Origin of the sequence: Methylomonas koyamae (genome assembly GCF_001644025.1) — a bacterium.
GTDB classification, from domain to species: Bacteria; Pseudomonadota; Gammaproteobacteria; order Methylococcales; family Methylomonadaceae; genus Methylomonas; species Methylomonas koyamae_A.
In genome coordinates this window covers 22,349-49,280 of the sequence record NZ_LUUK01000044.1, presented here as the reverse complement: position 1 = coordinate 49,280, position 26,932 = coordinate 22,349, and the positions used below count along the sequence as shown (strand labels likewise).

The 26,932-nt window shown below is 57.1% G+C and carries 23 protein-coding genes and 1 tRNA gene; 12 read left to right on the top strand and 12 right to left on the bottom strand.

From position 1 onward, the window contains the following. A partial coding sequence (locus A1355_RS04410) for a hypothetical protein (RefSeq protein ID WP_064025377.1) occupies positions 1-1,452 on the bottom strand: 1,452 nt, incomplete at its 3' end. Between the two features lie 245 nt (positions 1,453-1,697). Between A1355_RS04410 and A1355_RS04405 the strand changes: the two genes are divergently transcribed. The 3 genes from A1355_RS04405 (at position 1,698) to A1355_RS04395 (ending at position 3,624) form a co-directional block, all read left to right on the top strand. Beyond that, a complete protein-coding gene (locus A1355_RS04405; protein ID WP_064025375.1) occupies positions 1,698-1,916 on the top strand; it encodes a cold-shock protein in 219 nt (72 codons plus the stop codon). Positions 1,917-2,097: 181 nt separating this feature from the next. Further along, a tRNA-Pro gene (locus tag A1355_RS04400) sits at positions 2,098-2,174 on the top strand. Positions 2,175-3,168: 994 nt separating this feature from the next. Then, positions 3,169-3,624: a hypothetical protein gene (locus A1355_RS04395; RefSeq protein WP_139306335.1), complete on the top strand. Its 456-nt coding sequence runs from the start codon at positions 3,169-3,171 to the stop codon at positions 3,622-3,624. A gap of 212 nt (positions 3,625-3,836) precedes the next feature. Here the strand turns inward: A1355_RS04395 and A1355_RS04390 are convergent, their stop codons facing one another. After that, on the bottom strand, positions 3,837-4,961 hold the full coding sequence (locus A1355_RS04390) for a GNAT family N-acetyltransferase/peptidase C39 family protein (RefSeq protein WP_064025370.1): 1,125 nt from the start codon (positions 4,959-4,961) through the stop codon (positions 3,837-3,839). Next, positions 4,958-6,052, bottom strand: coding sequence for a DUF2817 domain-containing protein (locus A1355_RS04385; RefSeq protein ID WP_064025367.1), 1,095 nt, complete (start codon positions 6,050-6,052; stop codon positions 4,958-4,960). Before A1355_RS04385 ends, A1355_RS04390 begins: the two co-directional genes overlap by 4 nt. 247 nt (positions 6,053-6,299) lie before the next feature. Here A1355_RS04385 and gltA point away from each other — a divergent pair, with 247 nt between their 5' ends. Beyond that, positions 6,300-7,595 carry a citrate synthase gene (gene gltA, locus A1355_RS04380; protein ID WP_064025365.1) on the top strand — a complete coding sequence of 432 codons (1,296 nt, stop codon included), beginning with the start codon at positions 6,300-6,302 and terminating at the stop codon, positions 7,593-7,595. Between the two features lie 68 nt (positions 7,596-7,663). Here gltA and A1355_RS04375 read toward each other — a convergent pair whose 3' ends face one another. From A1355_RS04375 to A1355_RS04365, 3 genes are read right to left on the bottom strand one after another with little or no spacing between them, the layout of a single operon-like run. Continuing rightward, on the bottom strand, positions 7,664-8,251 hold the full coding sequence (locus A1355_RS04375) for a phosphoheptose isomerase (protein ID WP_064025363.1): 588 nt from the start codon (positions 8,249-8,251) through the stop codon (positions 7,664-7,666). Position 8,252: 1 nt separating this feature from the next. Next, positions 8,253-8,624, bottom strand: coding sequence for a YraN family protein (locus A1355_RS04370; RefSeq protein ID WP_396643012.1), 372 nt, complete (start codon positions 8,622-8,624; stop codon positions 8,253-8,255). Next, the gene (locus A1355_RS04365; protein ID WP_064025361.1) at positions 8,621-10,447 is read right to left on the bottom strand and encodes a penicillin-binding protein activator; all 1,827 of its coding nucleotides are present in this window, start codon (positions 10,445-10,447) and stop codon (positions 8,621-8,623) included. Before A1355_RS04365 ends, A1355_RS04370 begins: the two co-directional genes overlap by 4 nt. 22 nt (positions 10,448-10,469) lie before the next feature. On the opposite strand from A1355_RS04365, the gene rsmI reads away from it, so the two are divergent. After that, complete coding sequence (rsmI, locus tag A1355_RS04360; RefSeq protein WP_064025359.1) at positions 10,470-11,327, top strand: 16S rRNA (cytidine(1402)-2'-O)-methyltransferase; 858 nt, start codon at positions 10,470-10,472, stop codon at positions 11,325-11,327. A gap of 16 nt (positions 11,328-11,343) precedes the next feature. Here the strand turns inward: rsmI and A1355_RS04355 are convergent, their stop codons facing one another. Together A1355_RS04355 and A1355_RS04350 are read right to left on the bottom strand one after the other, a co-directional pair. After that, entirely contained in the window at positions 11,344-12,813 is a 1,470-nt protein-coding gene (locus A1355_RS04355; RefSeq protein ID WP_064025358.1) for a polysaccharide biosynthesis C-terminal domain-containing protein, read from the bottom strand. Between the two features lie 64 nt (positions 12,814-12,877). Further along, positions 12,878-13,468 (bottom strand): TetR/AcrR family transcriptional regulator, encoded by a 591-nt coding sequence (locus tag A1355_RS04350; protein ID WP_231883555.1) that lies wholly within the window; start codon positions 13,466-13,468, stop codon positions 12,878-12,880. An 82-nt stretch (positions 13,469-13,550) separates the two neighbouring features. Between A1355_RS04350 and A1355_RS04345 the strand changes: the two genes are divergently transcribed. Continuing rightward, positions 13,551-14,198 carry a glutathione S-transferase family protein gene (locus A1355_RS04345; protein WP_064025354.1) on the top strand — a complete coding sequence of 216 codons (648 nt, stop codon included), beginning with the start codon at positions 13,551-13,553 and terminating at the stop codon, positions 14,196-14,198. A 22-nt stretch (positions 14,199-14,220) separates the two neighbouring features. Here A1355_RS04345 and A1355_RS04340 read toward each other — a convergent pair whose 3' ends face one another. Beyond that, positions 14,221-15,237: an asparaginase gene (locus A1355_RS04340; protein ID WP_064025352.1), complete on the bottom strand. Its 1,017-nt coding sequence runs from the start codon at positions 15,235-15,237 to the stop codon at positions 14,221-14,223. A gap of 58 nt (positions 15,238-15,295) precedes the next feature. On the opposite strand from A1355_RS04340, the gene A1355_RS04335 reads away from it, so the two are divergent. The 6 genes from A1355_RS04335 (at position 15,296) to phoU (ending at position 22,667) form a co-directional block, all read left to right on the top strand. Then, positions 15,296-15,808, top strand: coding sequence for a dihydrofolate reductase (locus A1355_RS04335; protein ID WP_064025350.1), 513 nt, complete (start codon positions 15,296-15,298; stop codon positions 15,806-15,808). Between the two features lie 130 nt (positions 15,809-15,938). Further along, positions 15,939-16,925, top strand: a complete 987-nt coding sequence (locus A1355_RS04330) for a PstS family phosphate ABC transporter substrate-binding protein (RefSeq protein WP_064025348.1) — start codon at positions 15,939-15,941, stop codon at positions 16,923-16,925. A gap of 215 nt (positions 16,926-17,140) precedes the next feature. Further along, positions 17,141-19,417, top strand: coding sequence for an ABC transporter permease subunit (locus tag A1355_RS04325; RefSeq protein ID WP_064025346.1), 2,277 nt, complete (start codon positions 17,141-17,143; stop codon positions 19,415-19,417). Next, positions 19,414-21,069: a phosphate ABC transporter permease PstA gene (gene pstA / locus A1355_RS04320; RefSeq protein WP_064025344.1), complete on the top strand. Its 1,656-nt coding sequence runs from the start codon at positions 19,414-19,416 to the stop codon at positions 21,067-21,069. The genes A1355_RS04325 and pstA overlap by 4 nt, the downstream gene beginning before the upstream one ends. A gap of 35 nt (positions 21,070-21,104) precedes the next feature. Then, positions 21,105-21,938 carry a phosphate ABC transporter ATP-binding protein PstB gene (gene pstB / locus A1355_RS04315; RefSeq protein ID WP_064025385.1) on the top strand — a complete coding sequence of 278 codons (834 nt, stop codon included), beginning with the start codon at positions 21,105-21,107 and terminating at the stop codon, positions 21,936-21,938. A gap of 9 nt (positions 21,939-21,947) precedes the next feature. Continuing rightward, a complete protein-coding gene (gene phoU, locus A1355_RS04310) occupies positions 21,948-22,667 on the top strand; it encodes a phosphate signaling complex protein PhoU (RefSeq protein ID WP_064025342.1) in 720 nt (239 codons plus the stop codon). Between the two features lie 79 nt (positions 22,668-22,746). On the opposite strand, the gene A1355_RS04305 is transcribed toward phoU, so the two are convergent. From A1355_RS04305 to A1355_RS04295, 3 genes are read right to left on the bottom strand one after another with little or no spacing between them, the layout of a single operon-like run. After that, positions 22,747-24,309: an ATP-binding protein gene (locus A1355_RS04305; RefSeq protein WP_064025340.1), complete on the bottom strand. Its 1,563-nt coding sequence runs from the start codon at positions 24,307-24,309 to the stop codon at positions 22,747-22,749. An 8-nt stretch (positions 24,310-24,317) separates the two neighbouring features. Then, positions 24,318-24,893, bottom strand: a complete 576-nt coding sequence (locus A1355_RS04300) for a YfiR family protein (RefSeq protein WP_064025338.1) — start codon at positions 24,891-24,893, stop codon at positions 24,318-24,320. Beyond that, complete coding sequence (locus A1355_RS04295; protein ID WP_064025336.1) at positions 24,894-26,870, bottom strand: TonB-dependent receptor plug domain-containing protein; 1,977 nt, start codon at positions 26,868-26,870, stop codon at positions 24,894-24,896. Positions 26,871-26,932: the final 62 nt, after the last annotated feature.

The window sequence follows — 26,932 nt, the reverse complement described above, 5'->3', positions numbered from 1 at the left end:
TTCGCCGACGTCGTTCAATAGACCCGCAATCAAGCGAACGGAACGACTGCCGCGCGCGCTGGATACCAGTGTAAACGACCCGCAACGGCTAAATCGTCCGGCCGGCCCGTTCAGTTCCGGGCAGTCTGCGTCGGCTTGCCAGCTATTGCGTTCGGTGGCGGACAGTAAGCGTACCCGGACGGCGGCGAATTCGGCGGGATATTGTTGTTGCCAGCGTTGCAGCCGCGGCGACGCATAGGCTAGGACGCCGGCGCCGTTGACGCCGCGCTGGCGGAAAACCGCTAAATAGACCGGATGTCCGGCCGGCCAGGCCACCATCAGATGACCGATCTCGGCTTGGCCGTCCGCGCTCGAGACCGTGCCGGTTTTTGCCATTGCCTGTAATCGGCGCAATATCGCTAGCTCGGAGTCGGGACGAGCTGCCAAGGTCGAACCCGGAAGACTACCGTTTTGGGCTAGGCCTTGAAAATAGCTGGGCTGGCTTAACATGGCGGCTCGCATGGTCAGCGCCAATTCGGGCAAGTCGGCGACGATCGGGAAGCGGCCGTCGGTGTCGCGTTCGCCTAAAAACACGCGCCAACCTTGGTCGTCAATCTGGGCTGTCGGTGGACCTGGCCGAGAAGCTTCCGGCAAAAATCGTCGGTAAAGGTCGGGTTGAAATTGGGCGCGGCGTTGTAGCAATTTGTAGGTGTCGCTGGTCGCTAATTCGGTGGTCAGCACTTCCGGATTGGCGTTTCGCAATGCGGCCGCATAGGGAATCTTCAATAACGAGCCCGGCGGCAAAGCGGTTTGCGAGTCACCGCCTTGGTCCAAAATCCGCCCCGAAATCAAGTTCATCAGTAAGTAGCCTGCTCCCGCGCTCGCATTGGAGCCCAACCAAGATTGCCATTGTGGCGGCGCGCCACAGGCACGCGCCGGCCAATCGGCTGTCACCGCGAGGCGGCCCAGTAACGATCTGGCTTTAGCGCTCAATTGATTGCCGGAGCGGATGTCTGCCGCTAGCGCTTCCAACTCGGCAGCATTGAGTTGAGACGGGGCATCGACGTTGGATAGTTCGCCGCTAAAGCGCATTGCGGCGGCTTCCTCGATCCAGGTCGGCCAAAGTCCACCGCAGCTGCGATGGCTGGCTTCATGAAACAGCTCGTGGCGCAGATAGACTGCCGCATCCAAACCGCCTTGCGGTTGCTGGCGCAGGTAAATGGCGCCGGGTCGCCAGCCGCCCGCATGGCTAGCGCTGAATTGGCCGTTCGTTAATGTCGGAAACACTCGTACCGGATCATTTTCGCTGGGGACTCGGTAGCCTTGTTCGATCAATTCGGCCAACGCTGCAACGCCGGCGTCGTGCAAATCTGGCGAATGGGCCAGGCTGCCGAAAAACAGGATAGCGGCACCGGCTTCCGCGCAGTACCCAAAGCGAAGCAAGGGGCGTATCCAGGCCGCAATGGTCGTCAAAGCTAAAATCCTCCAACAAATAATGTCAGGGTACGTCATCTCTTGTTTAAAGACACGAATTAGATTGACATGCCGGCGAATCAGCCTAGAATAAGGTCAGCTAGAAAATACGTTTTTACCTTTGTTTATCAAATCGGTGTCGGTACGTTAGACATTCGTCCTTGTTCTTCATTTAGTAATTCCAGCATTTACCAGCGTTACCGGCCTATCGCAGGCCAAATTTTAATATTTTTCTAGGACTTATCATGTCTACTACTTTCACCACCGGCGTCGTCAAATGGTTTAACGCGGATAAAGGCTTCGGCTTTATCGAGCAAAAACAAGGCCCGGACGTTTTCGTTCATTTCAAAAACATTCTGAATCCGAACAACAGTTACAGAACCTTGGACGAAGGCCAGCACGTGCAGTTTAAATTGGGTCGCGGCCCTAAAGGTCCGCAGGCCGAAGAAGTTAGCATTATTTAATGCGGAGAAAGGCCGCCGAGATGTCGGCGGCCTTTTATGAGCCGCATCCGGTTTGGTGCCAGCTTCTCTATCCAGATGGGCGGCGCTAAACTCCCTCTTCTTACTCGATTCGGTTCTGGTTAGCGAAAAGCTTGCGCCGAAGCTACCCATCTTTGTTAGAATAAGCCGTCCAAGACGGCATCGGAGTGTAGCTCAGCTTGGTAGAGCACTGCCTTCGGGAGGCAGGGGCCGGAGGTTCGAATCCTCTCACTCCGACCATTCCAAAATGATTGAAAATCCCTCGTGATTGTCAATTGTCATCGATAGTCTCAAGTATAAAACCGGCGGTTGCCTGACAACGTGGATCACGCCGCTTCCCTGGCTCGAAACGGTTCAGGGCATTTGAAAACTTCAGCGTTGTTCCGGAATTGTCTTTGTTGAGATCAATTTAAACTAGCGCTGCTAAGCTATTGCCAGCTGGATTTTAGAACGCAAACGGAATGCTGAAGGTCGCCCGCATCTGGTGGCGGATGCTATCGGCGTGCTTTGGACTTCGCAGATGCCGTTATTATATTTCCCCGGCTGAGTGTACGCGCAGGTATAGCGGCTGCGGACGCGCAGGGAAATCAGCATATTCATCCCTCGCCATCGGCCGTGGTACCCAGGTTACAAACTGGAGGAGATGGCTGGCGCTAACTTTTTAAATGCTTGGCACCGATGGTTTGTCTTTCACGATTACAAGGGGAGCTGAATGCCGTGAGTTACGGTAAAAATAGATCGTCGGCGTTGCCACTCGTTTTTAATTGACTTCTTAAGCACTTGAACTGACTTCCTGGCGCCGCGAAGGGATATCAAACCGTCTCGGCCCCATATCTACAGCGCCCTTAGGCATTTTCCACTGTCCTTAACGCAATCGTTCTAGCCTGGACGGTGCGCTAGCCAATCGCGAAGAAACGGCCCGAAGCAGCGATGGTATCGCTGAATGTCGTGCAAGTGTGGTCGGCGTGGCTGTCCACGCAAGTAATTTCGTTGCAATCCTCGCTTACAATGGATGCGAACCAAGTTTTGGGTTCGAGCCTGCCGCGACTTTGGCGTTGGAACGGCGGTTAACAAAGTTTTACCTGCTTTTACCTTTTCGGTGGCCCCGTTGAAGGCGATGTCTTCTAGTATTTCGTTGGCCGGTCAAGTCGCAACTTCCCTCTATTCGATTTGGCCGGCTACCGGCGACGGCGTTGCCGTCGCCACATTCCAACGAAAACCAGGAGTTTTAATCATGACTAGAGCATGGCTGATTTCCAGTCTCTTGATCGCGTTGGTCGGCAGTGCGCCGGCTTACGCCAAATCGTCGCAAACCGCGCTACGGACCGCCGAGTTCGAGGCTGCCAATACCGACACCGCCGACGACTTGACCTTGGCCGAGTACCAGACCTATATCGCCGGTTTGACCGACACTCGTTTCGACGAACTGGATGCAGATGATAGCGCCGACATTTCGCTTAGCGAATTCGTCGTCGGCAAGACCGGGAAGGCGCTGACTTTGGAAACCGAAGTTTTCAATTTGGCCGATGCTGATGCCAGCGGTGCGTTAAGCAGCGAGGAGTTCGCCGTGACCGCATTGGGCAACAGTGATGGAGAAGTATTGCGCCGCTTCGCGGATATGGATCGAGACAGCAGCTTGACGGTCAGTCTGAGCGAGTATTTGGTCGGTTGTCGGAAACAACGTCATTGATTCGCGTACTCGGTCGGAGGGTTAACTGGGCGGCAAACGCACAGAGGCGGTTCGCCTTGATTTAACTCCTTACGGCTCGACACGCCTGTCCGCGAGAGGGAGCTTCGCCCTAAAAAGCACGCAAGACCGGCGCTTGGGCCAATTGAAAATGCAGCTCGAAATTTGTCGAAACTGGCGGCGTTTATCGATGCCGGTTTCGGCGCGGCTCGCGTTTATTGGGCTTTGTGAGCGAGAGCGGAGTCGGGTTTCAAAATCACCGCCGTCCGCAGCCTGGATTTGCCGAAACAGCACATCCGCTCGAAATCCTCGCGGGCGATCGGGATGAACTGGCAATCCAGGTCGCTTTGCCGGCCATCGTCGGGGTCGGAGTCGTGCATGTACAAGCAATCGTTGTCGTAGCCGCTCATGACGACCCAATGCGGGGCTTTCTTACGGTCCATCGCATAGGTGCTGATCAGAATCAAGGGAATTGCACCGGTCTCGAACGCGGCGATTAGATCGGCCTGGCTGATGCTGGCGTAATGTACCGGTATTTGCCGACGCTCGGCTTCGCGTTTGAAATATTGATCAGTGAGTTCGATGACGCGTTTTTTCTCGTCGCTGCGTACGCTGTCGATGAACAAGGTCGAGGTTTGGTTGATCCAGGTTTCCACGTGAAAACCGCGCCGGCCCGCCGCCAGCGCCAAACCGAGCGGGTGGCAGCCGCCGTGGCCGGAGGTCATGAAGACTGTGGTGGCCTCGCGCCAAAGATTGATTTCTTCGTCGGCCGACGGCTGGTAGGTTCGGTTCAAGGCGTGCATCGCCATCATCAGCGCGGCCGGCCCGCAGGTAAACGGCGTGGTTTGTCTGAGCCAGTGCACCGAGCGGTGCTGCGGTTTGTCGCGGTAACGGCGGATGCGTTTTTGATAGCGCAGCGCGTCCTTGTGATCCTGATAATAATCGCGGTAGACCCCGAAACGCTGGTAGCCTAGCGCTTCGTAGAGCTTGATCGCCGCCGCGTTATCGACGCTGACTTCCAGGCGCAGATAAAGCCTGCCGTCGTCGCGAGCGGCTTGTTCGCCGGCGGTCATCAAGGCCTTGGCGATGCCGTGGCCGCGCAACTCCGGCGCCACGGCCAGCGAGTAAATTCGCGCCAATCGGGTGCCGGGATGGTAAATGATCAATATGTAGCCCGCCACCCGATGTTCGAATTCGCCGACCAGCAGGGCGCGATGCTCGTTGGTCAGCCAATGCCGAAAACTGCGCCGACTGAGTTTGTCGGTGGCGAAGCTGGCGTTTTCCAGTGCAACCAGCGCCTCCAGATCGGTCGGCAGCGCCGGGCGTATCACGGTCGTCATCGTGCCAGCCCAGCTAGTGCTTGGCCGATGACCTGACGGGCGCGAAACAGTACCTGTTCGCGCCAGACCGGATCGTCCGGACAGAAATGCCGGCGCATCGCGTCGCGGTGGATCAGGTGAGCCGCGTCGTTGCCGGTTTGCGCCCAAAGCAAATGATCTTGCAGCAAGACATCGAACAGCGCATCGGTGGAGTAGGTGCCGAACTCCAGCGTGACGTAGCAACCGGCATCGCCGATTGCCGCGTGCCACAAATAATCCAGCAAACCCCATTTCGGTACCGAACTCGAGGTGCCGGCCGCCGGTAAGGTCACCGCGTCGCCGTACCAAGTTTTTGCAAGCGTCGAGCCGATGCTGTTCGGCGCGTGGTCGCAGATGATTTCTCCGTAACCGTAGGCTCCTAGTCCTGTGTGGATGTCGACGACCGCCAGCCGGCGCCGATTGAGTTGATAGCGAGAAATCAACGCTTCGCATACCTTACGGCCGTGAGCCGGCGCGCGGCCGCCGTAAAAAGGCCCGAGCGGATCGAGGTATTGCCCGCCGCTGATCGCGATTTCCAGCGCGGTTCGGCCGTGGCGGGTGGCGAATTCGGCGAGTGCCTGTTGGCGTCGGCCAACATCGGCTTCGAATAAGGCCGGCCGGAGTTCGCGGTAATGTCGGTTGTCGGGCGGTGGTTGGCTGAAGTCGATTGCGTTGCGGTTCAAATCGACGCCGTCGGCATCGCAGCGACGCGACCAGGCATAACCCCACGGCGTTAATGCATGCACCAGCACTAATGCGACACCGTTGGGCAGCAGCGAGGGTTGTGCACTCAAACGGTGCAACCAATCGGTTTGTACCGCCGAACCGGTGTAGCCTTCGATGCCGTGGGTGCCGGCCAGAATCACCACCACTTGTTCGGCATCGGCTGGTCCTATCCAAATGCTGTCCGTGAATAAGGCCGCGCCGTCCGGTCCTTGGCCGGGACAGGGAAAATCCAAACTCTCGCAATGCAAGCTTAATTCCGCCGCCGCTAGCCAGCCCTGGCGCGCTTCGACGTAGTTGCTTGGAAAGCAAGCGAGGTCTAATGGGTTGGAAGTGGTTGAGCTGGACATGGTGTTTTGGTGGCAGGGCGAAGGCCGGTTTTGCGGTTCACGGATTATCGGCCTTCCTCGGCTAGCGAGTCCAGCGCTGACTGGAGAAATACCGGCCGGATTTTTGCATGGATTCGTCCGCAACTATCGGTTATCAGTAAATAGTCAATTCGTGAACAATCCCGATTTTCGGCTGTGTTTATTTGCTGTTTGCAATAGAATAGCTGCATCACCGCCATTAAACGCAAGCTTTCAGGAGAATTCCCCGATGACTGACAGAAAAGTGACGATAAAACGGGACGATCAGGACCAGCACTACGAATTGCCGGTGATGCCCGGTACCTTGGGGCCTTCGGTGATCGACATTCGCTCGCTGTACGCGCAGACCGGCCATTTTACTTACGACCCTGGTTTTACCTCCACGGCCAGTTGTACGTCCAAGATCACTTTCATCGACGGCGACGAGGGCGTCTTGCTGTATCGCGGCTATCCGATCGAGCAATTGGCTGAAAAATGCGACTTTTTGGAGGTTTGCTACCTATTGCTGAACGGCGATTTGCCCAACGGCGCGGAAATGAAGAATTTCGTCACGACGGTCAGTCAACACGTGATGGTGCACGAACAATTGACCAAGTTCTACAACGGTTTTCGCCGCGATGCCCACCCGATGGCGGTGCTGGTTGGCGTGGTCGGCGCGCTGTCGGCTTTCTATCACGACGTCATGGACATCAACAGTCGTGAGGATCGTTACATGTCGGCAATCCGGCTGATCGCGAAAATGCCGACCATCGTGGCGATGTGTTACAAGTACAGCATCGGCCTACCCTTCATATATCCCAAGCGCCGCTTGGGTTACGCCGAAAACTTCATGCGGATGATGCACGGCGATCCGTACGACGATTACATCGCCAATCCGGTGCTCACCCGCGCGCTGGATCGCATCCTGATCCTGCACGCCGATCACGAACAAAACGCATCGACCTCGACGGTGCGTCTGGCGGGTTCCAGTGGGGCGAACCCCTATGCCTGCGTCGCGGCGGGCATCGCTTGCTTGTGGGGCGCGGCGCATGGCGGCGCCAATGAAGCGGTGTTGAACATGTTGGAGCAGATCGGCGATGTCTCCCGAATTGGCGAATACGTGGCGCGGGCCAAGGACAAAAACGACTCGTTCCGCTTGATGGGGTTTGGGCATCGGGTCTACAAAAATTACGACCCGCGCGCCAAACTGATGCGGCAAACCTGCCACGAAGTGTTGGACGAATTGAATTTAAACGACGATCGCCTGTTCAAGCTGGCGATGGAATTGGAACGCATCGCGCTGGAAGATCCGTATTTCGTCGAGAAAAAACTTTACCCCAATGTCGATTTCTACTCGGGTATCGTGTTGCGGGCGCTGGGCATCCCGACCGAGATGTTTACCGCGATTTTTGCGCTGGCCCGTTCGGTGGGTTGGATCGCGCAGTGGGACGAAATGATTTCGGATCCGGAGCTGAAGATCGGCCGGCCGCGCCAGCTATATCGCGGGGTCGGCAAGCGCGATGTCAAGTTTATCTCCGGCCGCTAGCTCTTAAGGCCGCCAGCGGCCGGCGCGCGCCGGCCGCGTTCCGTCAAACTCTTGCTCGATCGCTTAGGTTAGCCGCCAAATAATTGGTGGTCGATCAAATCGCACAAACAATGCGAAATCAACAAGTGGACTTCCTGAATCCGGGCCGTGGAATAGGACGGCACGCGGATTTCGATATCGGCTTCGTTCAAGGCGCCGGCCAGTATTCCGCCATCCTTGCCGCTCAGCGCGATCACGGTCATGTCGCGGTCGTGCGCGACTTTCACGGCCTTGACGATATTGCCGGAATTGCCGCTACTGGTGTACACCAATAAGATGTCGCCGGCCTGCCCCAGCGCGCGGAGTTGTTTGGCGAAGATTTCGTCGTAGTGGTAGTCGTTGGCTATCGAGGTGATGGTGGACGTATCGGTCGTCAACGCAATCGCCGGTAAGGCCGGCCGTTCGCGCTCGAAGCGGTTCAGCATTTCCGACGAGAAATGTTGGGCGTCGCCGGCCGAGCCGCCGTTGCCGCAGGTTAATACCTTCCGGTCGTTGACCAAGGCCTCGACAATTTTCTGCGAGGCGAATTCGATCAACTCGCACAAACTGGCCATCGAATCCTGCTTGGTCTGGATGCTGTCGGAGAAGTGACTGATGATGCGGTCTTGTAAGCTCATGTTAGGTTTGAAATGCGTTTTTGATCCAATGGAGATGCTTGTCGCCGGAGACGGCCACTACATCGAAGCGAACCGATAGGTGGTTTAGCTTGTGGATTATGACATAGTGCTGAGTGGCGGCGATGATCCGGGCCTGCTTTTGCGGCGTGATACTGGCCAGGGCTCCGCCGTATTGTTCGGATTTGCGGTAGCGAACTTCGACGACGACCAGCATTTCGCCATCGCGCATTACCAGATCCAATTCGCCGCCTTTGCAGCGGAAATTGCTGCACACCCAGATCAATCCTTGGCCTTGCAAATGGTTCAGTGCCAAGCGCTCGGCGTCCGCGCCGCTTTGCAAATGCGCGGGTTTGGGTTTGCCGAAACGGATCAATTCAAAAATCCGTCGGCGATCGGCACGCCGGCCTTGAATTGCGCGCAGACCAGCGCCCGGCCGATCCGGTTTTCGCCGGTCAAGGACAAGCGCCCGGTGGCGCCGGCATAAGCGCCGCCGGCTAACTGGTTCAATTGCCCGCTCAGATTGTAGGCGTCCACGCCCAGCGCCACCAGTTTGATTTGGCTGTCCGGCAGACCTTGCCAGATGTTTTGCAACGCCGACTGGCTCAGCGGGCCGGGATAGTATTCGCCGAACAACCATGGCATGTCGCAAAAGCGGATGGCGCCCAAGTCCACGTCCCGCACCGGATTTTGCCGGCCGCTGTAAAGGTTGGGCATCGCGTAAATCGACAATTCGGCACTTTGCGGGTACTTGAGCTGCGGCGCCAATTCGCGGGCGATTTCCGGGCTGGCGCTGACGAATACCGCCAACGGTTGTTTCTTACCGTCGATACTGATCGAGGGCGCCAGCAAAGCGGCGACCGATCCCGAGAAATCGTGCTGCTTGGGGTCGTATTGTTCCAGACCTACAACGCTGCCGCCGCCGGCTTGCCAGGCCGAGGTCAAAAAATGGCCGACGCGCTGGCCCTGGGGGGTATTCGGCACCAGAAACACCGCGTTTTGCAGGCCGTCGCGGCGGGCTTTTCGCGCCAGTTGCTCGGCTTCGTCTTGCGGACTTAGACCGAATTGGTACAGGTTGGCCTTGCCGAGATTGTCGACCTGGTTCAACGCCAGCACCGGTATCGGCAGCTCCCCGGATAGCGCTAAGGTTTGAATGTCTTCCTTAACCAACGGGCCGACCACCAAGCCGGCGCCCTCGGCGATGGCCTTGCGGTACAGTTCGCCCAGTTCGCCCTGGCTGGTGTCGTAAAACTTCAATCCCGGTTGCGGCGCGGCACTGGCCGCCAAGCGGTGGGCGACCGACAAACCCTCCTTGATGGCTTTCGCGGCGGGTGCGTAAGGGCCGGCACTGGGTAACAACACGGCGAGGTTGGCGCCGGCGGCGGAGGTCGCCGAGGCCGGGCCAATAGCGGATTCACTCGGCGCGGGTTCGGCCGCGGCCGCCGGCGCATTCAGGTAGGTTTGCAGATATTCGGCGTTGGCCGGATGGTAGGGATAGGCTTGCCGCCAGCCGGCGATTTGCCCGCTCAAATCGAAACCCGGCGAACCTTGCTGCTTCAGGATCTTGGCCAGCGCCATCCAGCCGCCCAGTTCGTCGGCCACTGGCGCAGATGCATTCAAGGTTTCCACCGGCAGTACGCTTAATGCGTCCAGGATTGCCGCGATATTCTGCCTTTGCTGTTCCGGGGCTTGCAGTAATTGGCCGAGCTTCAAGCGGGCGCGTACCGAGGGCAGGACGTCGCCGAGCAAGGCATGCACGAAGGCCAGGGACTGATAGTAAGCAATTCGGTCGGCTTCGGCCAACACCGCCGGCCGGGTGCCTTCCAGTTTGTGCAACGCTCGTTCGGCGTCTCCGGCGCTCAACGAGATTTGCGCGTCGAGCAGTTTATACTTGCTCAGTTGCTCGGGCGTTAGCTGCTCCGGATTGATCCGGTCCAGGGCTTTTTGCGCGGCTTCGCTGTCGCCGGCCTGAATGCGGGTATCGGCATCGAGCAAATGCAAGCCGTTTTGGTTGTCCGTCATTCGGTAGCTTTGGGTCGGTTCGTTGGGCTTGCCGCGTTTCGCCGCCGACTTGGCCCGCGCGGCCTGAGGTTTGACGGATTTCACCGGCTCTTCGGCGCAGGCCGTCAATAACAGCCCGAAAACCCAGCAGGCGGCCAAGCGAGCGGGCATAATGGCGGCGAATTTAAAATCAGACATGGCAAGAGGGCCTGCAGCGGAAATGTCCGGGAAATTATACGTGGTCGCCACGCCGATAGGGAATCTGGCCGATCTCAGCTTTCGAGCCGTCGAGGTTTTGAAGTGCGTCGATTTGATCGCCGCCGAGGATACCCGCCATGCCAAGCTGCTGATGCAGCACTACGGCATCGGCAAGCCGTTGCAATCGCTGCACCAGCACAACGAAGAGCATGCCTCGGCGGGCTTGATCGCCAAAATTCAAGACGGCCAGTCGGTGGCACTGGTTTCGGATGCCGGCACGCCGCTGATCAGCGATCCGGGCCTACCCTTGGTACAACTGGCACGACGCCAAAGCATTGATGTCGTGCCCATTCCCGGCCCTTGCGCACTGATCGCCGCGCTCTCGGCGGCCGGCTTGCCGACCAGCCGCTTCAGTTTCGAAGGGTTTTTGCCGCGTACCGCTTCGGCTCGCAAAGGCTTTTTCGAAACAAAATTAAGCGATACTTCGACCTGGGCCTTCTACGAGTCCAGCCATCGGATAGAGGATGCGTTGGCCGATATGCTGACGGTGTTTCCTCCGGAACATCCCATCGTCGTGGCCAGGGAAATCACCAAATTGCACGAGACCATCGTCGGCGATCGCTTGGACAAGGTTGCCGAGCGCGTCAGAGCCGACGAAAACATGCGCAAGGGCGAGTTTGTGGTTATCGTCGCCGGCTATCAAGCGCCGGAAGTCGCCGGCGAAATCAGTGACGAAGAGCGGCGGATTCTGGCCTTGTTGTTGAAGGAGTGCTCGACGAAAACCGCCGCCGCGTTGGCGGCCGACATCACCGGGCAGCGCAAAAAGTTGCTGTATCAAGCGGCGTTGGCGATGCAGGGCGGCGCCAACGCCGCCGATTAACCTACGTTGCCACGGCTCAGCTTCGACGGATTAGGGGTTTCAGATCGAAGGCCGCGACGACCGCCAGATAAATCATCAAGCCCAGGCTGCCACTCAGCCAAGCGTTCCAATGGTATTCGCGCAGCGTCCAGCGATTGGCGAAATACAAGCCTATCCCCAGTAGCAAATAGCTGAAAATCCGCGCCAACGGATACGGAACCGGGTAATAGTGCCGTCCCAGCAGCCAGGAAGCCGCCGCCATGAAGGCATAGCAAGCCAGCGTGGCCCAGGCCGAGCCGACGTAACCCCAAAGCGGTATCCAATAGATATTCAAGGCGACCGTCAACGCGGCACCGGCCAGTGCCACCCAGGCACCGAGGCCGGTGCGGTCGGCGAGTTTGTACCAGATCGCCAAATTCACATAGATACCGAGCAGCAAATTCGCCATTAGCAGGATGGGGACGACTTCCAGGCCGGCTCGATATTCGGCGCCGATAAAATATTGGAAAAAGTCGATAAACAGCGTCACCAACAAAAAGATGAACACCCCGGCGATGACGAAATAGCGCATCACCAACGCGTAGGCGCGTTTGGCATCGGCGCGGCCGGCGTAAGCAAAAAAGAACGGTTCGCCGGCGTAGCGGAAGGCCTGCACGAACAAACTCATCAGAATCGATAGTTTGTAACAGGCGCCGTAGATGCCCAGCAGTTTCAGGTTGGTGGTCAGATCGTAAGGCAGTAGGATTTTCAGGATGGCCCGGTCCAGCATTTCGTTAACCATGCCGGCGAAGCCGATCACCACCATCGGTAGCGAATAGCGCAGCATGGGGCCGAGCAGCGCCGGATTTAGGTTGACCGGTATCCGGCGGAATTGCGGCATCAGCAGCAGCCATTTTGTCAGACTGGCGATCAGATTGGCGATGAAGATGTAGCCCACGCCCAAGGTGGGGTCGTAAAAGCGTAACCACGCCGCGTCCGGCCAGTGTTGCGCCAGTTTTGGGCATAGCAACAGGAAAAATAGATTCAGCGCGATCGTCATCGCGATTTCGCTCAATTTGATGCCGGCGAAACGCCAGGCGTGGTTTTCGGCGCGCAGTCGGGCGAACGGCAGCGCGGTGATGCCGTCCAGCGCTAAAATCGCGGCAAACCAGACCAGATACTCCGGATGATCCGGATAGCGCAGCCAATCCGCCAAGTCCTGGCGCCAATAAGCGACGGCGGCGAGGAATCCGGTATTGGCCAAGGTCAGCAAACTAAGGGCGTTAGCATAAATCGTGTCGCTGGCGTAAGCGGGATTTTGCCGAAACCGAAAGTAACCGGTTTCCAGGCCCAACGCCAACACGACCGCGAAGAAGCCGGCGTAGGCGTAAAACTCGGAGACCACGCCGTATTCCGCGGCGCTGTAGGTATAGGTGTAAAGCGGGACCAACAGATAATTCAAGAAGCGGCCGACAATGCTGCTGAGGCCGTAGATTGCGGTTTGGGAAACCAGTTGGCGGAGATTCACTTGACGAAACCGGGGAAACGAGGGCGGCGCTTATTGTAATCGTTGCAGGCGCGAGCGAAATGGCTCAATCGCGGGCCGATGCGATCAGGATTTCGGCGGCCTCGCGCGCCAAGCGCATGTTTTCGGTGCCGCGCCGCATTTGCTCGCCGACCATCGCGCCGGCGATCAACATCGCCAACTGTTTGGATAACGGCTCCGGATCTCGGACGCCGGCCCGAGCGGCCAAATCGGATAACAGCGCGCGAAAGCCTTCCGAAAATTCGGCGGCGGTTTGTTGAATCGGACTGCCGGAGTCGGCGAATTCGGCGGCGGCGTTGATAAACGGGCAGCCGCGAAACGCCGGGTTGGCCTGCAAATCCCCGAAAGCATCGAAAACCGCCAGCAGTTGTCGCCCCGGATCGGTACCGGCCTTGAACAAATATTCTTGGATGTACGCCTGAAGTTTGGCCCGGCTCTTGCTCAAATGCGCCAACACCAGATCGTCTTTCGACGGATAATATTTGTACAAACTCATTTTGGTGGTGCCGGCCGCTTTGACGACGGCATCGACACCGGTGGTTTTTATGCCCTGGCTGTAAAACAGCTCCGAGGCGACATTCAGGATATGTTCTTGCAGATTGCGGGTCATGGCGGCGAGAGAAAAACGATGTTGCAACTATACCGACCGGTCTGTATTATTTCAATAGACTGACCGGTCTGTTTGGGTCGGTCGTTTTTCAACCAAGGGAGACAACAGCATGATTACTCTGTACGGTTTTGCGATCAGCAATTATTACAACAAGGTCAAATTCGCGCTTTTAGAGAAAAACCTGCCGTTCAATGAAGAAGTGGTGCGGCCCAGTCAGGATGAAACGGTATTGAAGCGCTCCCCGCTCGGCAAGATTCCGTTTATCAAAACGCCGGAAGGTTATCTGTCCGAATCGCAAGCCATCCTCGAGTATTTGGAAGACGCCTTCCCGGAACATCCGCTGTACCCGGCCGATCCCTATCAACGCGCGAAATGCCGAGAATTTATTCAGCACATCGAATTGAACGTCGAACTGATCGCTCGCCGCCTCTACGGCGAAGTGTTGTTGGGCTCCGCCGTGTCCCAGGAGGTTAAGGACGAGGTAAAAATCAAAGTGGAAAACGGGTTGAAGGGCTTGAACCGTATCATGCTCCGGACCCCTTACGCGCTGGGCGAGCACTTCACGCTGGCCGACGTGATCGCCTGGCCGCACTTGCAATTGGTGGGTTTCGTGACGCAGAAGATTTACGGCGTCGATTTGGTGGCGGAACATTTGCCCGATATTGCCGCTTACATCGCGCTGATCGAAAGTCGCCCGCATGCGCAAACGGTGTCGGCGGGACGAGCCGAAGCGCTGGCGAAGTTTTTCGCACGTTAATTGTCGGGAAGACGGGCTGGCCTTAACTCAGATGTTCCCAGGCGACGTCGGCGCTCAAAAACGCGGAGATGGCCTGGGGCGAGCCGAAATTGGCGAGCGCCAGCATGAGTTTGGCGTAAGCCGCTTCCAGCGACATATTCCAAATCATTTCGGCGCCAGCCGCCAGCAATGCGCGGGTCGAGGCGTAAGCGTCGTCCGAATACAGCGCCGGGGCCAGATACAGCGGAATGCCACGCTGCCGGCACGCGGCGGCGAACTCGATCAGGTTGTATTGGGCGCCAGCCTCCGCCGATACGCAGGCGGTACCGGAGTGGTACAGGTCGTGCAGCACCGCATCGCAACCATCCAGACGGAAGTCGCGGTAATTCAAGCCGGGATAGGGGCGGATCACCAGCAATTTTTTCGAGAAGTCAGGTTTTAGCGCGTAAGGGCTACGCGCCGGTAAGGGATGATGGAATTCGAAACCGTCGAACGAATAGGTCGCGTAGGGCCGGGATTGCGCGCTGATGAAATCGCTACCTAGCGGCAGACAGGAGGCTAGGCGACTGGCTAGATGCAAGTGCATCGCACCGCCCGGATTGCGATACGCCGCAAACACGCCGGCCGTGCCGATGTCGCGGATATAGGACACCGCGCAACTGAAATTATCCAGCCCGTTAGCCCGCGGATCGGCAAGCGGTTTATCGCTGGAGACCAGTACCAGCGGTATAGGCAAACGGTTGAAGTACAGCGCCAGCATCGCGGCGGAAAACGCCAGGGTGTCGGTGCCGTGGGTCACGATGATGCCGGCGAAACTTGCCAGATCCAGGGCTTCTATCGCGGAGACCATGGATCGCCAATGGCTGGGGTGTAGATTTTCCGATAGTATGCCAAACGGCTGCATACTGGAAAACGTCACGGTTTCGGCAATGTCCGGGTGGCTTTGCCGGTAGCGTTGCAACAACGCGAAGCCGGCGTCGGCCGAGGTGTTTATCGTGCCCGCCTCCGATTTGGAGCCTATCGTGCCGCCGGTAAATACCACCAGTATGTTTTTCTTCATGGGCTGATGTCTAGTATCATCTTCGGTTTGAACAAGGCTAGCCATCTTAACCCACTCCATGAAAATTTCACTGATCGTCGCGATGTCGTCCAATCGGGCGATCGGCTTGGACGGCCGTATGCCCTGGCATTTGTCGGCCGACTTGCGGCGCTTCAAACGCATCACGCTGGGCAAACCGGTTTTAATGGGGCGTAAAACCCATCAGGCGATCGGCCGGCCGCTGCCGGGTCGGGAAAATCTGGTGGTCAGCCGCGCGAGCGATTACCGGGCCGAGGGTTGTCTGGTCTTTACCGGCATCGACGCGGCGCTGGCGCATTGCCGGGACAATGACGAGGTATTCGTGATCGGCGGCGCCGAACTTTACCGGGCCTTGCTGGACCGGGCCGACTGCTTGTATTTGACCTGCATAGACCGGGATTTCGCCGGCGACACGTTTTTTCCGGAAATCGATGCCGAAGCTTGGCTTGAGGTCGAATCCGAGGAAGTCGACGACGACCCCTCCGTCGATTTCGGCTATCGGTTTTTGACGTTACGCCGCTCCGTAGCCGATAGCGCGGTTAGGCGCGAATGACGCCGGCGGCCGGCTAGGCCTACAATTCGCCGGCAATTGTCACAAAACTGTCATATTCGCTTCATACTATTGTCACGCTTGCTTGGCAAACTGTTTGCAAGTTTTAAAACAAACCTTTTCGAGATCATTTATGAAAAATACTTTCGCGCTGAAGTCACTGGCATTAGGATTCGGGTTCGTATCGGCAACGCTGACTGGAGTCGCGGCCGCCGCGCCTGCCACCTTAGATCCCGCTCTGCCCGAATACGCGCCGGCCAGCGGCGTCTCCGGTAACATTTCCAGTGTCGGCTCCGATACCCTAGCCAACCTGATGACACTGTGGGCGGAAGAATTCGGCAAGATTTACCCTAACGTCAATATTCAAATTCAAGCCGCCGGCTCGTCGACCGCGCCGCCGGCGTTGACCGAGGGAACCGCGAATCTGGGTCCTATGAGCCGGAAGATGAAAGACAACGAAATCGACGATTTCGAAAGCAAATACGGTTATAAACCAACCGCTATCCCGGTCGCGATCGATGCGTTGGCGGTATTCGTCAACAAGGACAACCCGATCAAGGGTTTGAGCATTCCGCAGGTCGACGCCATCATGTCGTCCACCCGAAAATGCGGCTATGCGAACGACATCGGCACCTGGGGACAAGCCGGCCTGACCGGCGGCTGGGCCAGCAAGCCGATCCAGTTATACGGCCGCAACTCGGTTTCCGGCACCTACGGCTTCTTCAAGGATGAAGCACTGTGCAAGGGCGATTTCAAAAGTAACGTCAACGAACAACCCGGCTCGGCTTCGGTCGTGCAATCGGTGACCACGTCGAATAACGGCATCGGTTATTCCGGTATCGGCTATTCGACTTCCGGCGTAAAAGCCGTGCCGCTGGCCCGCAAGGACGGCGAAGCCTTCGTCGAAGCGTCTCCCGAAAACGCCACCTCCGGTGCTTATCCGTTGTCGCGCTTCCTATACATTTATGTCAACAAAAAACCCAACGAGCCGTTGGCACCGTTGGAAAAAGAGTTCTTCAAAATGGTGCTGTCCAAAGCCGGTCAGCAAGTCGTGATTAAGGACGGCTATATTCCGCTGCCGGCCAAAGCGGTCGAAAAAGCCCTGTCCTTGGTACAGTAGTCTAAGTTTCAGGGATGGACGATACATGGATTTCGTTGCAGGGATGCAACCAAGGAACGGCGACTTGCATCAATGCCTATTCCCCACTCCCCCTTTCTACGGGCGTTGATCTTGTATAATGCTCAAGCCGATAATCCCTAAAGGTTATCGGCTTTTTTGTTGGCGCCGCGTCGTTTCCGAGCGGCGCAACCCAAGTTAACTACACATGCCTTGTTATGACTGAAGTCCAATCGATTCCGGCGAAACCTACGTTGCTGCAGAGCGCCTCGAGCGAACGTCATCAGCGTTGGCGGCTGTTAAAAGACAAAATCGTCGCGCGCGGCGTGGTGGCGGGTGGTCTGAGCATCATTGTCGCCGTCGTCCTGATTTTCTTCTATTTGCTGTATGTGGTGTTTCCGTTGCTGTTGCCGGCGACACTGCAGCCGGCTGGCGGTTATCCGGTTCCGGAGCCGGCCTTGGGCAAGACTCGTTTCCTGGCCACCGAAGAGCAAAACGAATTGGCCGTGCGCTTTACCGATACCGGTAATGCGGTATTTTTTCGGGTCGCGGACGGACAGACAGTGAAAGCCCAGGAATTGCTTGGCGCCGACGCCGCCAAGATTGCCAGTTTTAGCCACGGCAGCCCGGACAGCGGTGTCGTCGGCTACGGCCTGTCCGACGGTCGCGCGGTAATTATGAAGCACGAGTACAAATTAAGTTACCCCGACGGCAAGCGGGTGGTGACGCCGAATATCAGTTACCCGCTCGGCGAGCAGCCGTTGACGATAGACAACTCCGGTCAGTCCTTGCTGCAATTGACGTTCGCGATCGGCGATGAGCATAGCCTGCTGGTTGCCAAGACCGCCGATCATCGTTTGATTCTGGTTAGGCTCAGCAAGAAAGAGTCGATGTTCGACGACGAAGTCACGCTGGATAGAAGCGATGCAACGCTGGATGTACCGGGCGACGATGTCGAATTCATGTTGGTGGATAAGGAACAGCACAACCTTTACCTGCTCTCCAAACAGAGCCTGACGGTGGTCGATGTTGGCGAATCGTCGGCCTTGGCTGTCAAGCACAAAATGAACCTGGTCGATAACGGCCGGCAAATTACCGACGTCGAGTTTTTGAATGGCGAAAATTCGCTGCTGGTCGGCGATTCGAAGGGCGAATTGGCGCAGTGGTCGATGGTACGCAACGAGCAGAATTACGTTAGCTTGCAAAAATTGCGCAGTTTCAAGCTCGCCGACAGCCCCATCGTCAAAATCAATCCTGAGCAGCGCCGGCGCGGCATGCTGGTGGTCGATAGCAGCGGTATGCTAGGCGTGTTTAATTCCACCGCCGAGCGCGAACTGATCAAACAGCCGGTAATGCCCGGCGCGCCGATGGCAATGTCGTTGTCGCCGAAAGCCGACCATGTGCTGGCCGAGGACGCCGACGGCAACCTCAAGGCCTGGAAGCTGACCAACGAACATCCGGAAATTTCGATGAAATCGTTGTGGCGGAAGATTTGGTACGAGAGCTATTCCAAGCCGGATTATATTTGGCAATCCTCGTCCGCCAGCAACGACTTCGAACCGAAAATGAGTTTGACGCCGCTGGTGTTCGGCACATTGAAGGCGTCGTTTTACGCGATGTTGGTCGGCATTCCGCTGGCCTTGTTCGGCGCGATTTACACCGGCTACTTCATGTCTTCGGGGATTCGCCAATACGTCAAACCGGGCATCGAAATCATGGGGGCGTTGCCGACCGTGATATTGGGTTTCCTGGCAGGTTTGTGGTTGGCGCCGTTCGTCGAAGCGAATCTGGCGGGAATCTTCGCACTACTGATGATCGTGCCGTTGGCGGTAATGCTGTTTGCCTACGCTTGGCAGTTCCTCCCAGAGCAAAAACGGCAAAAAATTCCGGACGGCTGGGATGCCATTATATTAATCCCGGTCGTGGTTTTTGCCGCGTGGCTGGCCTTTCAAGTCAGTCCCGGTATCGAAGCCTTATGCTTTAACGGTGATCTGCGTACCTGGATGCGCGAGGAATTCGGCATCGCTTACGATCAACGCAATACGTTGGTTGTTGGTCTGGCGATGGGATTCGCGGTCATTCCTATGATTTTTTCGATCGCCGAGGATGCGATTTTCAGCGTTCCCAAGCATTTGACCACCGGATCGCTGGCCTTGGGCGCGACGCCCTGGCAAACCTTGACCAAGGTGGTTTTACTGACGGCCAGCCCCGGTATTTTTTCGGCGATCATGATCGGCTTCGGCCGGGCGGTCGGCGAGACGATGATCGTGTTGATGGCTACCGGCAACACGCCGGTAATGGACCTGAGTATTTTCCAGGGCCTGCGGACCTTGTCCGCGAATATCGCGGTGGAAATGCCCGAGTCGGAAGTCAACAGCACCCACTATCGGGTTTTGTTTTTGGCCGCGCTGGTCTTGTTCATGTTTACCTTCGTGGTCAACACCTTGGCTGAAATGATTCGGCAGAATCTGAGACAAAAATACAGTTCATTATGATGAAAGAATGGTTCAAAAGCGGCACGCCGTGGATTTGGTTTACCGCCGGCGCGGTCAGTATCAACCTGGTTCTGGTGATCGGTTTGCTATTGTTGATTGCGGTGCGCGGCCTGGGGCATTTTTGGCCGGCCGACATCGTCGAATATCACTACCGCGATCAGCAAGGCTTGGACAGCGTTATCGTCGGCGAGCAGGTCGCCACCGCGTTGCTGCCGACCGCGCAAGCCAGGGCCGCCGGTCACGAAGTCTTGAACAATGCCGAATACTTGGAACAGCATCTGGTCAAGACCGGGAATCGGGATATATTAGGTAGCGATTTCCGTTGGATATTGCAGCAATACATTACCGGTATAGCGCATCCGGACGATCTGGCGTGCATCGAGCGCCGCGAGTGGGGTAATTTTTACGGCCGACTGGTCGCGGTCAAGGAGGACGGCAACGTCCTGGCGCAAGGCGGATCCGCTTGGTCGGTAGCGCAGCAAAAACTGAATGACGCGCTGGCCTTGCATGAACAGATCGACCGTTTGCAAAACAAGGACATCGGCGCGATTAATTACAATTTGGAGCGCCTGCGCTTACGGCAACGCAAGCTGGAGTTGGAAGGTACCTGGAGCGCCGACACCGAGCGCGAATTCGCCGCCCAAAAGCAGGCCTATCAGGTGCAATATCAGCAAATTCAACAACAACTCGCACAGCTCAACCGGGAGATCAAACGCGTCAATCTGGTCGTCGCCGAAGCCGGCGGAAGAGAAGTCAATCTACCGTTGCATCGGGTCGTCAAACTGACGCGGCCCAATGCGATGAGCACCTTCGACAAATCGATCGAATACGTAGCGCGCTTTATCGACTTCATCAAGGAAGAGCCGCGCGAAGCCAACACCGAGGGCGGCATATTCCCGGCCATTTTCGGTACGGTGCTGATGGTGTTGCTGATGGCGGTGGTCGTGACGCCATTCGGCGTGATTGCGGCGGTTTATTTGCGCGAATATGCCAAGCAAGGTTTCATCACCCGGGTGATCCGCATCGCGGTTAACAATTTGGCCGGGGTGCCGTCCATTGTGTATGGCGTGTTCGGTTTGGGCTTTTTCGTTTACATCATCGGCGGCAATATCGACCGGCTGTTTTATCCGGAGGCGGCGCCCGCGCCGGTGTTCGGTACGCCGGGTCTGCTCTGGGCGGCGTTGACCTTGGCGTTAATGACCCTGCCGGTGGTTATCGTCGCCACCGAGGAAGGTTTGTCGCGGATACCCAAATCCATCCGCGAAGGCAGTCTGGCGCTCGGCGCGACCAAGGCCGAAACCTTGTGGCGTACGGTGCTGCCGATGGCGAGCCCGGCCATCATGACCGGTTTGATCTTGGCCGTGGCTCGTGCCGCCGGCGAAGTGGCGCCGCTGATGTTGGTGGGTGTCGTCAAGCTGGCGCCGACCTTGCCGCTGGACGGCAATTTTCCCTATCTGCACTTGGACCGCAAGTTCATGCATTTGGGTTTCCATATCTACGACGTCGGTTTTCAAAGCCCCAACGTCGAGGCGGCCCGGCCGCTGGTATACGCGACATCGCTGCTGCTGGTGATGGTCATCGTCGGTCTGAACATGACCGCGATCGCGATACGCAATAACTTGCGGGAAAAATACCGCGCCCTCGAAAACTAACAGCCATCGATATCCCGATGTTCGGACCCGATAACATGACGACACTACAAAAACGCACTCACGGCATTGACATTAATGCGCTGAATCGAGAAGAGAAGCCCGATGCCGGCAAAATCGAAACCTGCATCAAAGTTGAAAATCTGGAATTGTTTTACGGCCAAAAACAAGCCTTGCATAGCATCAATATGGAAATGCCGCGTAAGAAGGTCACGGCCTATATCGGTCCCAGCGGTTGCGGCAAATCGACCCTGTTGCGTTGCATCAACCGGATGAACGATCTGGTTGACGGTGTCAGCATCCGCGGCAAAATATTGCTGGACGGCGACGACGTCTACGACAAATCGGTCAATGTCGCGGCCTTGCGGCGCCGGGTCGGCATGGTGTTTCAAAAGCCTAATCCTTTTCCGAAGACCATTTACGAAAACGTCGCTTACGGTTTGCGTATCCAAGGCATCAACGACCGACGGGTTCTCGATGAAGTGGTCGAGAAATCGCTACGCGGCGCGGCGCTGTGGGACGAGGTGAAAAATCGCTTGAACGACAACGCCTTGGGCATGTCCGGCGGCCAACAGCAGCGCTTGGTGATTGCCCGGGCCATCGCAATCGAACCGGAAGTGATTCTGCTCGACGAACCCGCTTCGGCCTTGGACCCGATTTCGACGTTGAAAATCGAGGAATTGATTAACGAGTTGAAGGAACAGTACACCATCGTCATAGTGACTCATAACATGCAACAGGCGGCGCGGGTATCGGACTACACCGCGTTCATGTACATGGGCGAACTGATCGAATTCGGTGAAACCAGCGAGTTGTTTACCAACCCGGCTAAGAAACAAACCGAAGATTACATTACCGGCAGGTACGGCTAGGAGGTAAACATGGATAACAGCAAAATCAAACAACACATCTCCCAGCAGTTCAACCAGGAAATGGAGGAGCTGCGTAACAAAGTGATGATGATGGGCGGGTTGGTGGAAGAGCAAGTCGATCTCGCCACCAAGGCCTTCATGAGTTACGACATGGAAAGCGCCGATCAGGTGGTGTTGCAGGATCATCAGGTCGATACGCTGGAAAAGGAAATCGACCACGAATGCACCGATATCATGGCGCGCCGCCAGCCCGCCGCCTACGATTTACGGATGCTGATCGCGACGATCAAGATCATTACCGACCTGGAGCGGATCGGCGACGAAGCTACCCGGATCGCGCGGATGGTGATGCGTCTGGAAGGCACCGACTACTACCAGGACAAATACTACGAAATCGAGCATTTGCTGAATCTGGTCAAGGGTATGCTGAACGGCGCGCTGGATGCCTACGCCCGCAACGACGTCGAGGAAGTCATCGCGATCACCGCGCAAGACGCCAAGGTCGACCGCGAATACAACAGCATCACCCGCCAGCTGATCACCCAGATGATGGAAGATCCGCGCAATATCACCCGCGCGTTGGATATGCTGTGGACCGCCCGCGCCCTGGAGCGGATCGGCGACCATTCTTGCAACGTCTGCGAACATGTGATTTACATGGTCAAGGGCAAGGACGTTCGCCATCTCAGCCGCGAGGAAATGGAACGCACCATCAATTCCGTGCGTTAGCACCGAGCTCGGCCGGAACCCGCAAGCCAGGGGGCCGGCCTTGCGCCCTTACGGTTACCGGTGAAGGGAAGTTCCCGCCCTACCCTTGACTGGACTCAGGGGTCACGCCGTATCCGGTATAAACCCCGGGCTCCGACTGGTCGGCGTCGGTGGAGGCGACCGGCAGTAAAATCGTGAAGCGACTGCCCACGCCGGGCCTACTGTCGACCAATAATTCGCCGTTCATCAACTCCACCATGTGTTTGGTGATCAAAAGACCGATCCCGGTGCCTTCGATGGTTTCCTGTTCCAAATGAAAACGGGTGAAGGGTTGAAACAGCAGGGGCATATTCTCGGCGGCGATGCCGCGGCCGCTATCTTCGACGGCGATTGCGACTTTGGTCTCGGCCATGAAGATCGATACCTGGATCGTGCCGTCGGCGCGGTTGTATTTCACGGCGTTCGACAGCAAATTCAACAAGCACTGTTTCAAACGCAAACGATCGGCGCTCGCTGGCGGTAGCGCTTCGCCGCCGCTGATGCCGATTTGCAGTCCCGCTTGATGAACTTGCGGGGTGACAAGTCGGACGGTTTCCTCGACCAGCGATCGGCACTCGATCGGTCCGGGTACCAGATTCAGTTTGCCGCTTTCCACGGTAGCGAGGTCCAGCAACTCGCTGATCAGCGCCAGCAAGTGATTTCCGGAATTCAGGATATGCCGCACAGAGTCGTGTTGCTCCTCGCTTAACGGGTGTTCGGGGTCCGATTCCAGTAATTGGCCGAAACCGATAATGGCGTGCAGCGGTGTGCGCAGTTCGTGGCTCATCCTCGACAAAAACTCGGATTTGGCGCGGCTGGCGCGCTCGGCTTCCCATTTGGCGTGAGATAGTTTGACGATCAGGGCATTCTTGTTGTGTTCCTGTTGTTCGAGTCGGTCTAGCATGTTGTTGAAACTGTGGATTAAAACGCCGGTTTCGTCGCGACTGTCGGCATTTAGGCGCGTGTTGAAACTATGATTGCGGCTGACTTGTTCGATGCTACGGGTCAGACGTTGCAATGGACGGCTGACCCGCCGCCCCAGCCAGCGGGCTAGTAATACCGAAAATAGAATGGCGATCGCTAAGCCGGAAACGGCTTCGTGGACCGTGCGTCTGAAATGTTCCGAAGTTTCCGCCAGCGACAGATGCAGGTCGATGAACCCGACCCATCGGCTGTCCAGTCGAATCGGTACGACGACGGCCAGACAATCGTCGTTAAAGCGGTAGGTCGCGTCGTCGCTGGATAGCGTGTCGACGGAGTGGGAACCCGCTGAAATCCCTTGGTCGATTTCAGCCAATAACGCCATGTGTTGGCTTAAGCGGCTGCGATATTCCGCGAAAACCTGGCGGTCCGGTGTGAATACGTGGGCCGAGATCACGTCGGACTTTTCCTTCAGCGCGGCCAATACCTCGGTCGCGGTGGCCGGATCGTGGTAAATCACGGCGGCGGCCACGTTACTGGCTAGGATGCGCGAGAGTAATTTGCTTTGCTCCAGCAGGGTTTGTCGCTGCTGATGAAAATCGGTAACCAAAAAAAACGACAAGGACAGGATTCCGGTCAGCAAGGCAGTGGCAAGCGCCATCGCTAGAATTTTTTGTCTGATGGATGGCGTGCCGCTGAACATAATGCCGCCTACTCGACCAGATGGGAGCTGCGCAACAACTTGGAGCTGATTCGCAGGTTGCCGTTCGAGACATTGCGCATCTGGATCACGGGTACTATCCGCCGACCCTCGCTAGCGAGTCGAATCATGCCGCCGCGTTGTTCGAAATCCGGTATGTCGCTAACCGTCAACACCGGGTATGGCTTGATTTGTTCCAGCGCGGCGGCCGTTATGCGCTCCTGCTGCAGCGGAATGAACAAAATCTGGCATTCGCTCAGTCGATCGGAACCCGGATCGACAATTAGCCGGAACGGACGGTTGTGCAATCGTTCGCCGTCAACCAATCGGGCCAACACCGGCGTCACCGGCGAGGCGGAATAGCTGCAAATGTTGAAGTTCGCATGGATGTCGTCATCGGGCCAGCTGGCGAAATACGCGAAGTTGTATAAGAACGCGGCTTTTAGTTCGTGTTCGCTAAACTGGTGTTGCTCGGTGGCGCAAACGATGCCGGAAAGCAGCCAGCCCAGCAGCCAGCCGCGTCGCGGCCCCTTGGCGGGACCCGGAAGTCCGGGCTTGCGGATGCGGAAGCTTTGCTTCGCCGGCATTTAGTAGCGCACCGTGGCTTTAAGATAAAAATTGCGTTCGATTTCGCTGGCAACCAGGGCATTGTCCGGGCTGGGTGCGAATTCCAGGTGCCGGTTGTCCAGCAGGTTCTGGGCGCCGAGTGCTAGTTCGAGATGTAAATTAGGCTGCCAGCCCAGTCTCGCGTCGAAGCGGTGGTATCCGTCAATTTGGCTGCGCAAGCGGCCGGTGTAGTACCAGTGTAGGTCCAATTCCAGTTGGTGGGGCAGGTTCAAGTACGAGCTGATGTTGAAGCGGTTGGAGGGGCTAGCGGTCTCGGCGGCTTCTGCGGCGCTATCCAAACTGGCCGGACGCTTGTGCAGCGCCATGCCGAACAAGCTGTAGCTGGCTTGCAACCGCCAACTTTGCGCGGGTCGCCAATTCACAGCCGATTCCCAGCCGTAGGTTTCGCCATAAGCCTGATTGTCGATCAATAGCGGGATCGTTATGGTCCGATTCCCGTTGACGGGAGCGAGCGGTTCGGTCGTGGTCAGTCGGCTATAGTCGCCGTAGAACAAGGTGGTGTCCAGACTAAACGCCGAATTGGGAAAGAAGCGATAGCCGATCTCGTAATTGACGACCGTTTCGGCAGCTAAGTTCGGGTTGCCGCGAATGTTGGCGGTCGTGCCCGGTCCCAACGAGAAAAAGGTATTCAGGTCATGTTCGACGCGCGTCGGAACGCGGACGGCCCGCGAAACGCCGGCCCAAGCACTGTGATGGGGTGCCGGTTGCCAAAGTAGGCGGGCGGAGGGTTGCAACTGGTAACCGCTAAAATCGTTATGTTCAAGACGGCCGCCTAAAACCAGGCGCAGTTCTTCCGCCAGTAAGCGCCACTCGTCTTGAGCAAACAGGTTGAACCAATGCCGGTCTCGATGCGTCGGGCATATCGTCAACGACGGCGACTTAAGTTGGAGCATGTCGCCGACGTAACGATAGCCGGCGCCCCAAGTCAACAGATGGTCATTCCAGGGGAAATCGTGCTGCATGTCCAAGTCGAGGGAGTCGCGGCTGTAGTCGAGTAACGACTGGTCGCGGGTGGCATGGTCGAAGTAGCCGCGAATTTGCAGGCGAGCGTCGTCGGCCAGCGCCTGCTGCCAGCGAAGCAGTAAGTTGCCGCCGTAGGATTTACCGGGATCGGCCGAGATGCTCATACCGTCCAGCGGATTGCTTAGAGTCTGGTCGGTGTTACCGTTGTAATAGTCGCCTTGGGCGATCAAGCTATGGCGAGCGTCCAAACTCCAATCGCTACGAAAACCGGCACGGCCGATGTCCAATGCGTCGTAAGCCAGATCGCCGCCGTTCAGATGCAAACGGTCGCGGTGGTTGTATTTGCCGTATACGCGATAATGCAAGTCGTTGTCGAGTTTTCCGCCGTAGCGGACACTGACGAAGCCGGGTTCTTCCTGGCTCGTGCCGGTACTGACCAGCGTGCCTTGGGTCTCCTGCGCGGAGCGAGTGACCATATTGATCACGCCGTTAACGGCATTAGACCCCCACATTGTAGCGGCGGGTCCGCGAATCACCTCAATACGGTCGATATCCTCGAGCGGATAATCCTGTTCGTTCCAAAACACGCCGGAGTTGAGAGGATCGTAGACGGTGCGGCCGTCCACCATCACCAACAATTTATTGGCGTAAAGTCCGTTGAAACCGCGACTGGTGATAGCCCAATGATTTCCGTCCACTCGGGCGACTTCCAGGCCGGGCACTCGGCGGAGAATCTCCGGGATAGACTGCAAACCCGAACGGCGGATTTCTTCCTGATTGACCACGAATACCGCGGAGGGTGTTTCGCCGACCGCCTGGCTGCGCTTGGCGGCGATCGCCACGGTACTGCTGCTTAGCGCCTGGAGAGACAGCGATTTAAGCTCCGAAATCGCTTCCTCGCCATGGGTCGGTTCGGCGGTGACCGCCAACAGCAGTAAGAGGCGCGCTCGCGCGATGATATGTGAAAGTGGCATAAACCCAAAGCCGATTGCGTTAGCGTCCGGCCATTTTAGACCGGGGGGCGCAAATGGTAAAA

What these genes read in the sequence shown, in the direction of transcription:
- A1355_RS04305 (WP_064025340.1), bottom strand. Translation starts at nt 24,309, where the DNA reads ATGTTCAGCGGCACGCCATCCATCAGACAAAAAATTCTAGCGATGGCG.
- A1355_RS04345 (WP_064025354.1), top strand. Translation starts at nt 13,551, where the DNA reads ATGATTACTCTGTACGGTTTTGCGATCAGCAATTATTACAACAAGGTC.
- A1355_RS04295 (WP_064025336.1), bottom strand. Translation starts at nt 26,870, where the DNA reads ATGCCACTTTCACATATCATCGCGCGAGCGCGCCTCTTACTGCTGTTG.
- A1355_RS04405 (WP_064025375.1), top strand. Translation starts at nt 1,698, where the DNA reads ATGTCTACTACTTTCACCACCGGCGTCGTCAAATGGTTTAACGCGGAT.
- A1355_RS04335 (WP_064025350.1), top strand. Translation starts at nt 15,296, where the DNA reads ATGAAAATTTCACTGATCGTCGCGATGTCGTCCAATCGGGCGATCGGC.
- A1355_RS04375 (WP_064025363.1), bottom strand. Translation starts at nt 8,251, where the DNA reads ATGAGCTTACAAGACCGCATCATCAGTCACTTCTCCGACAGCATCCAG.
- A1355_RS04300 (WP_064025338.1), bottom strand. Translation starts at nt 24,893, where the DNA reads ATGCCGGCGAAGCAAAGCTTCCGCATCCGCAAGCCCGGACTTCCGGGT.
- A1355_RS04390 (WP_064025370.1), bottom strand. Translation starts at nt 4,961, where the DNA reads ATGACGACCGTGATACGCCCGGCGCTGCCGACCGATCTGGAGGCGCTG.
- A1355_RS04330 (WP_064025348.1), top strand. Translation starts at nt 15,939, where the DNA reads ATGAAAAATACTTTCGCGCTGAAGTCACTGGCATTAGGATTCGGGTTC.
- A1355_RS04340 (WP_064025352.1), bottom strand. Translation starts at nt 15,237, where the DNA reads ATGAAGAAAAACATACTGGTGGTATTTACCGGCGGCACGATAGGCTCC.
- pstB (WP_064025385.1), top strand. Translation starts at nt 21,105, where the DNA reads ATGACGACACTACAAAAACGCACTCACGGCATTGACATTAATGCGCTG.
- phoU (WP_064025342.1), top strand. Translation starts at nt 21,948, where the DNA reads ATGGATAACAGCAAAATCAAACAACACATCTCCCAGCAGTTCAACCAG.
- rsmI (WP_064025359.1), top strand. Translation starts at nt 10,470, where the DNA reads ATGTCCGGGAAATTATACGTGGTCGCCACGCCGATAGGGAATCTGGCC.
- A1355_RS04395 (WP_139306335.1), top strand. Translation starts at nt 3,169, where the DNA reads ATGACTAGAGCATGGCTGATTTCCAGTCTCTTGATCGCGTTGGTCGGC.
- A1355_RS04325 (WP_064025346.1), top strand. Translation starts at nt 17,141, where the DNA reads ATGACTGAAGTCCAATCGATTCCGGCGAAACCTACGTTGCTGCAGAGC.
- A1355_RS04385 (WP_064025367.1), bottom strand. Translation starts at nt 6,052, where the DNA reads ATGTCCAGCTCAACCACTTCCAACCCATTAGACCTCGCTTGCTTTCCA.
- pstA (WP_064025344.1), top strand. Translation starts at nt 19,414, where the DNA reads ATGATGAAAGAATGGTTCAAAAGCGGCACGCCGTGGATTTGGTTTACC.
- gltA (WP_064025365.1), top strand. Translation starts at nt 6,300, where the DNA reads ATGACTGACAGAAAAGTGACGATAAAACGGGACGATCAGGACCAGCAC.
- A1355_RS04365 (WP_064025361.1), bottom strand. Translation starts at nt 10,447, where the DNA reads ATGTCTGATTTTAAATTCGCCGCCATTATGCCCGCTCGCTTGGCCGCC.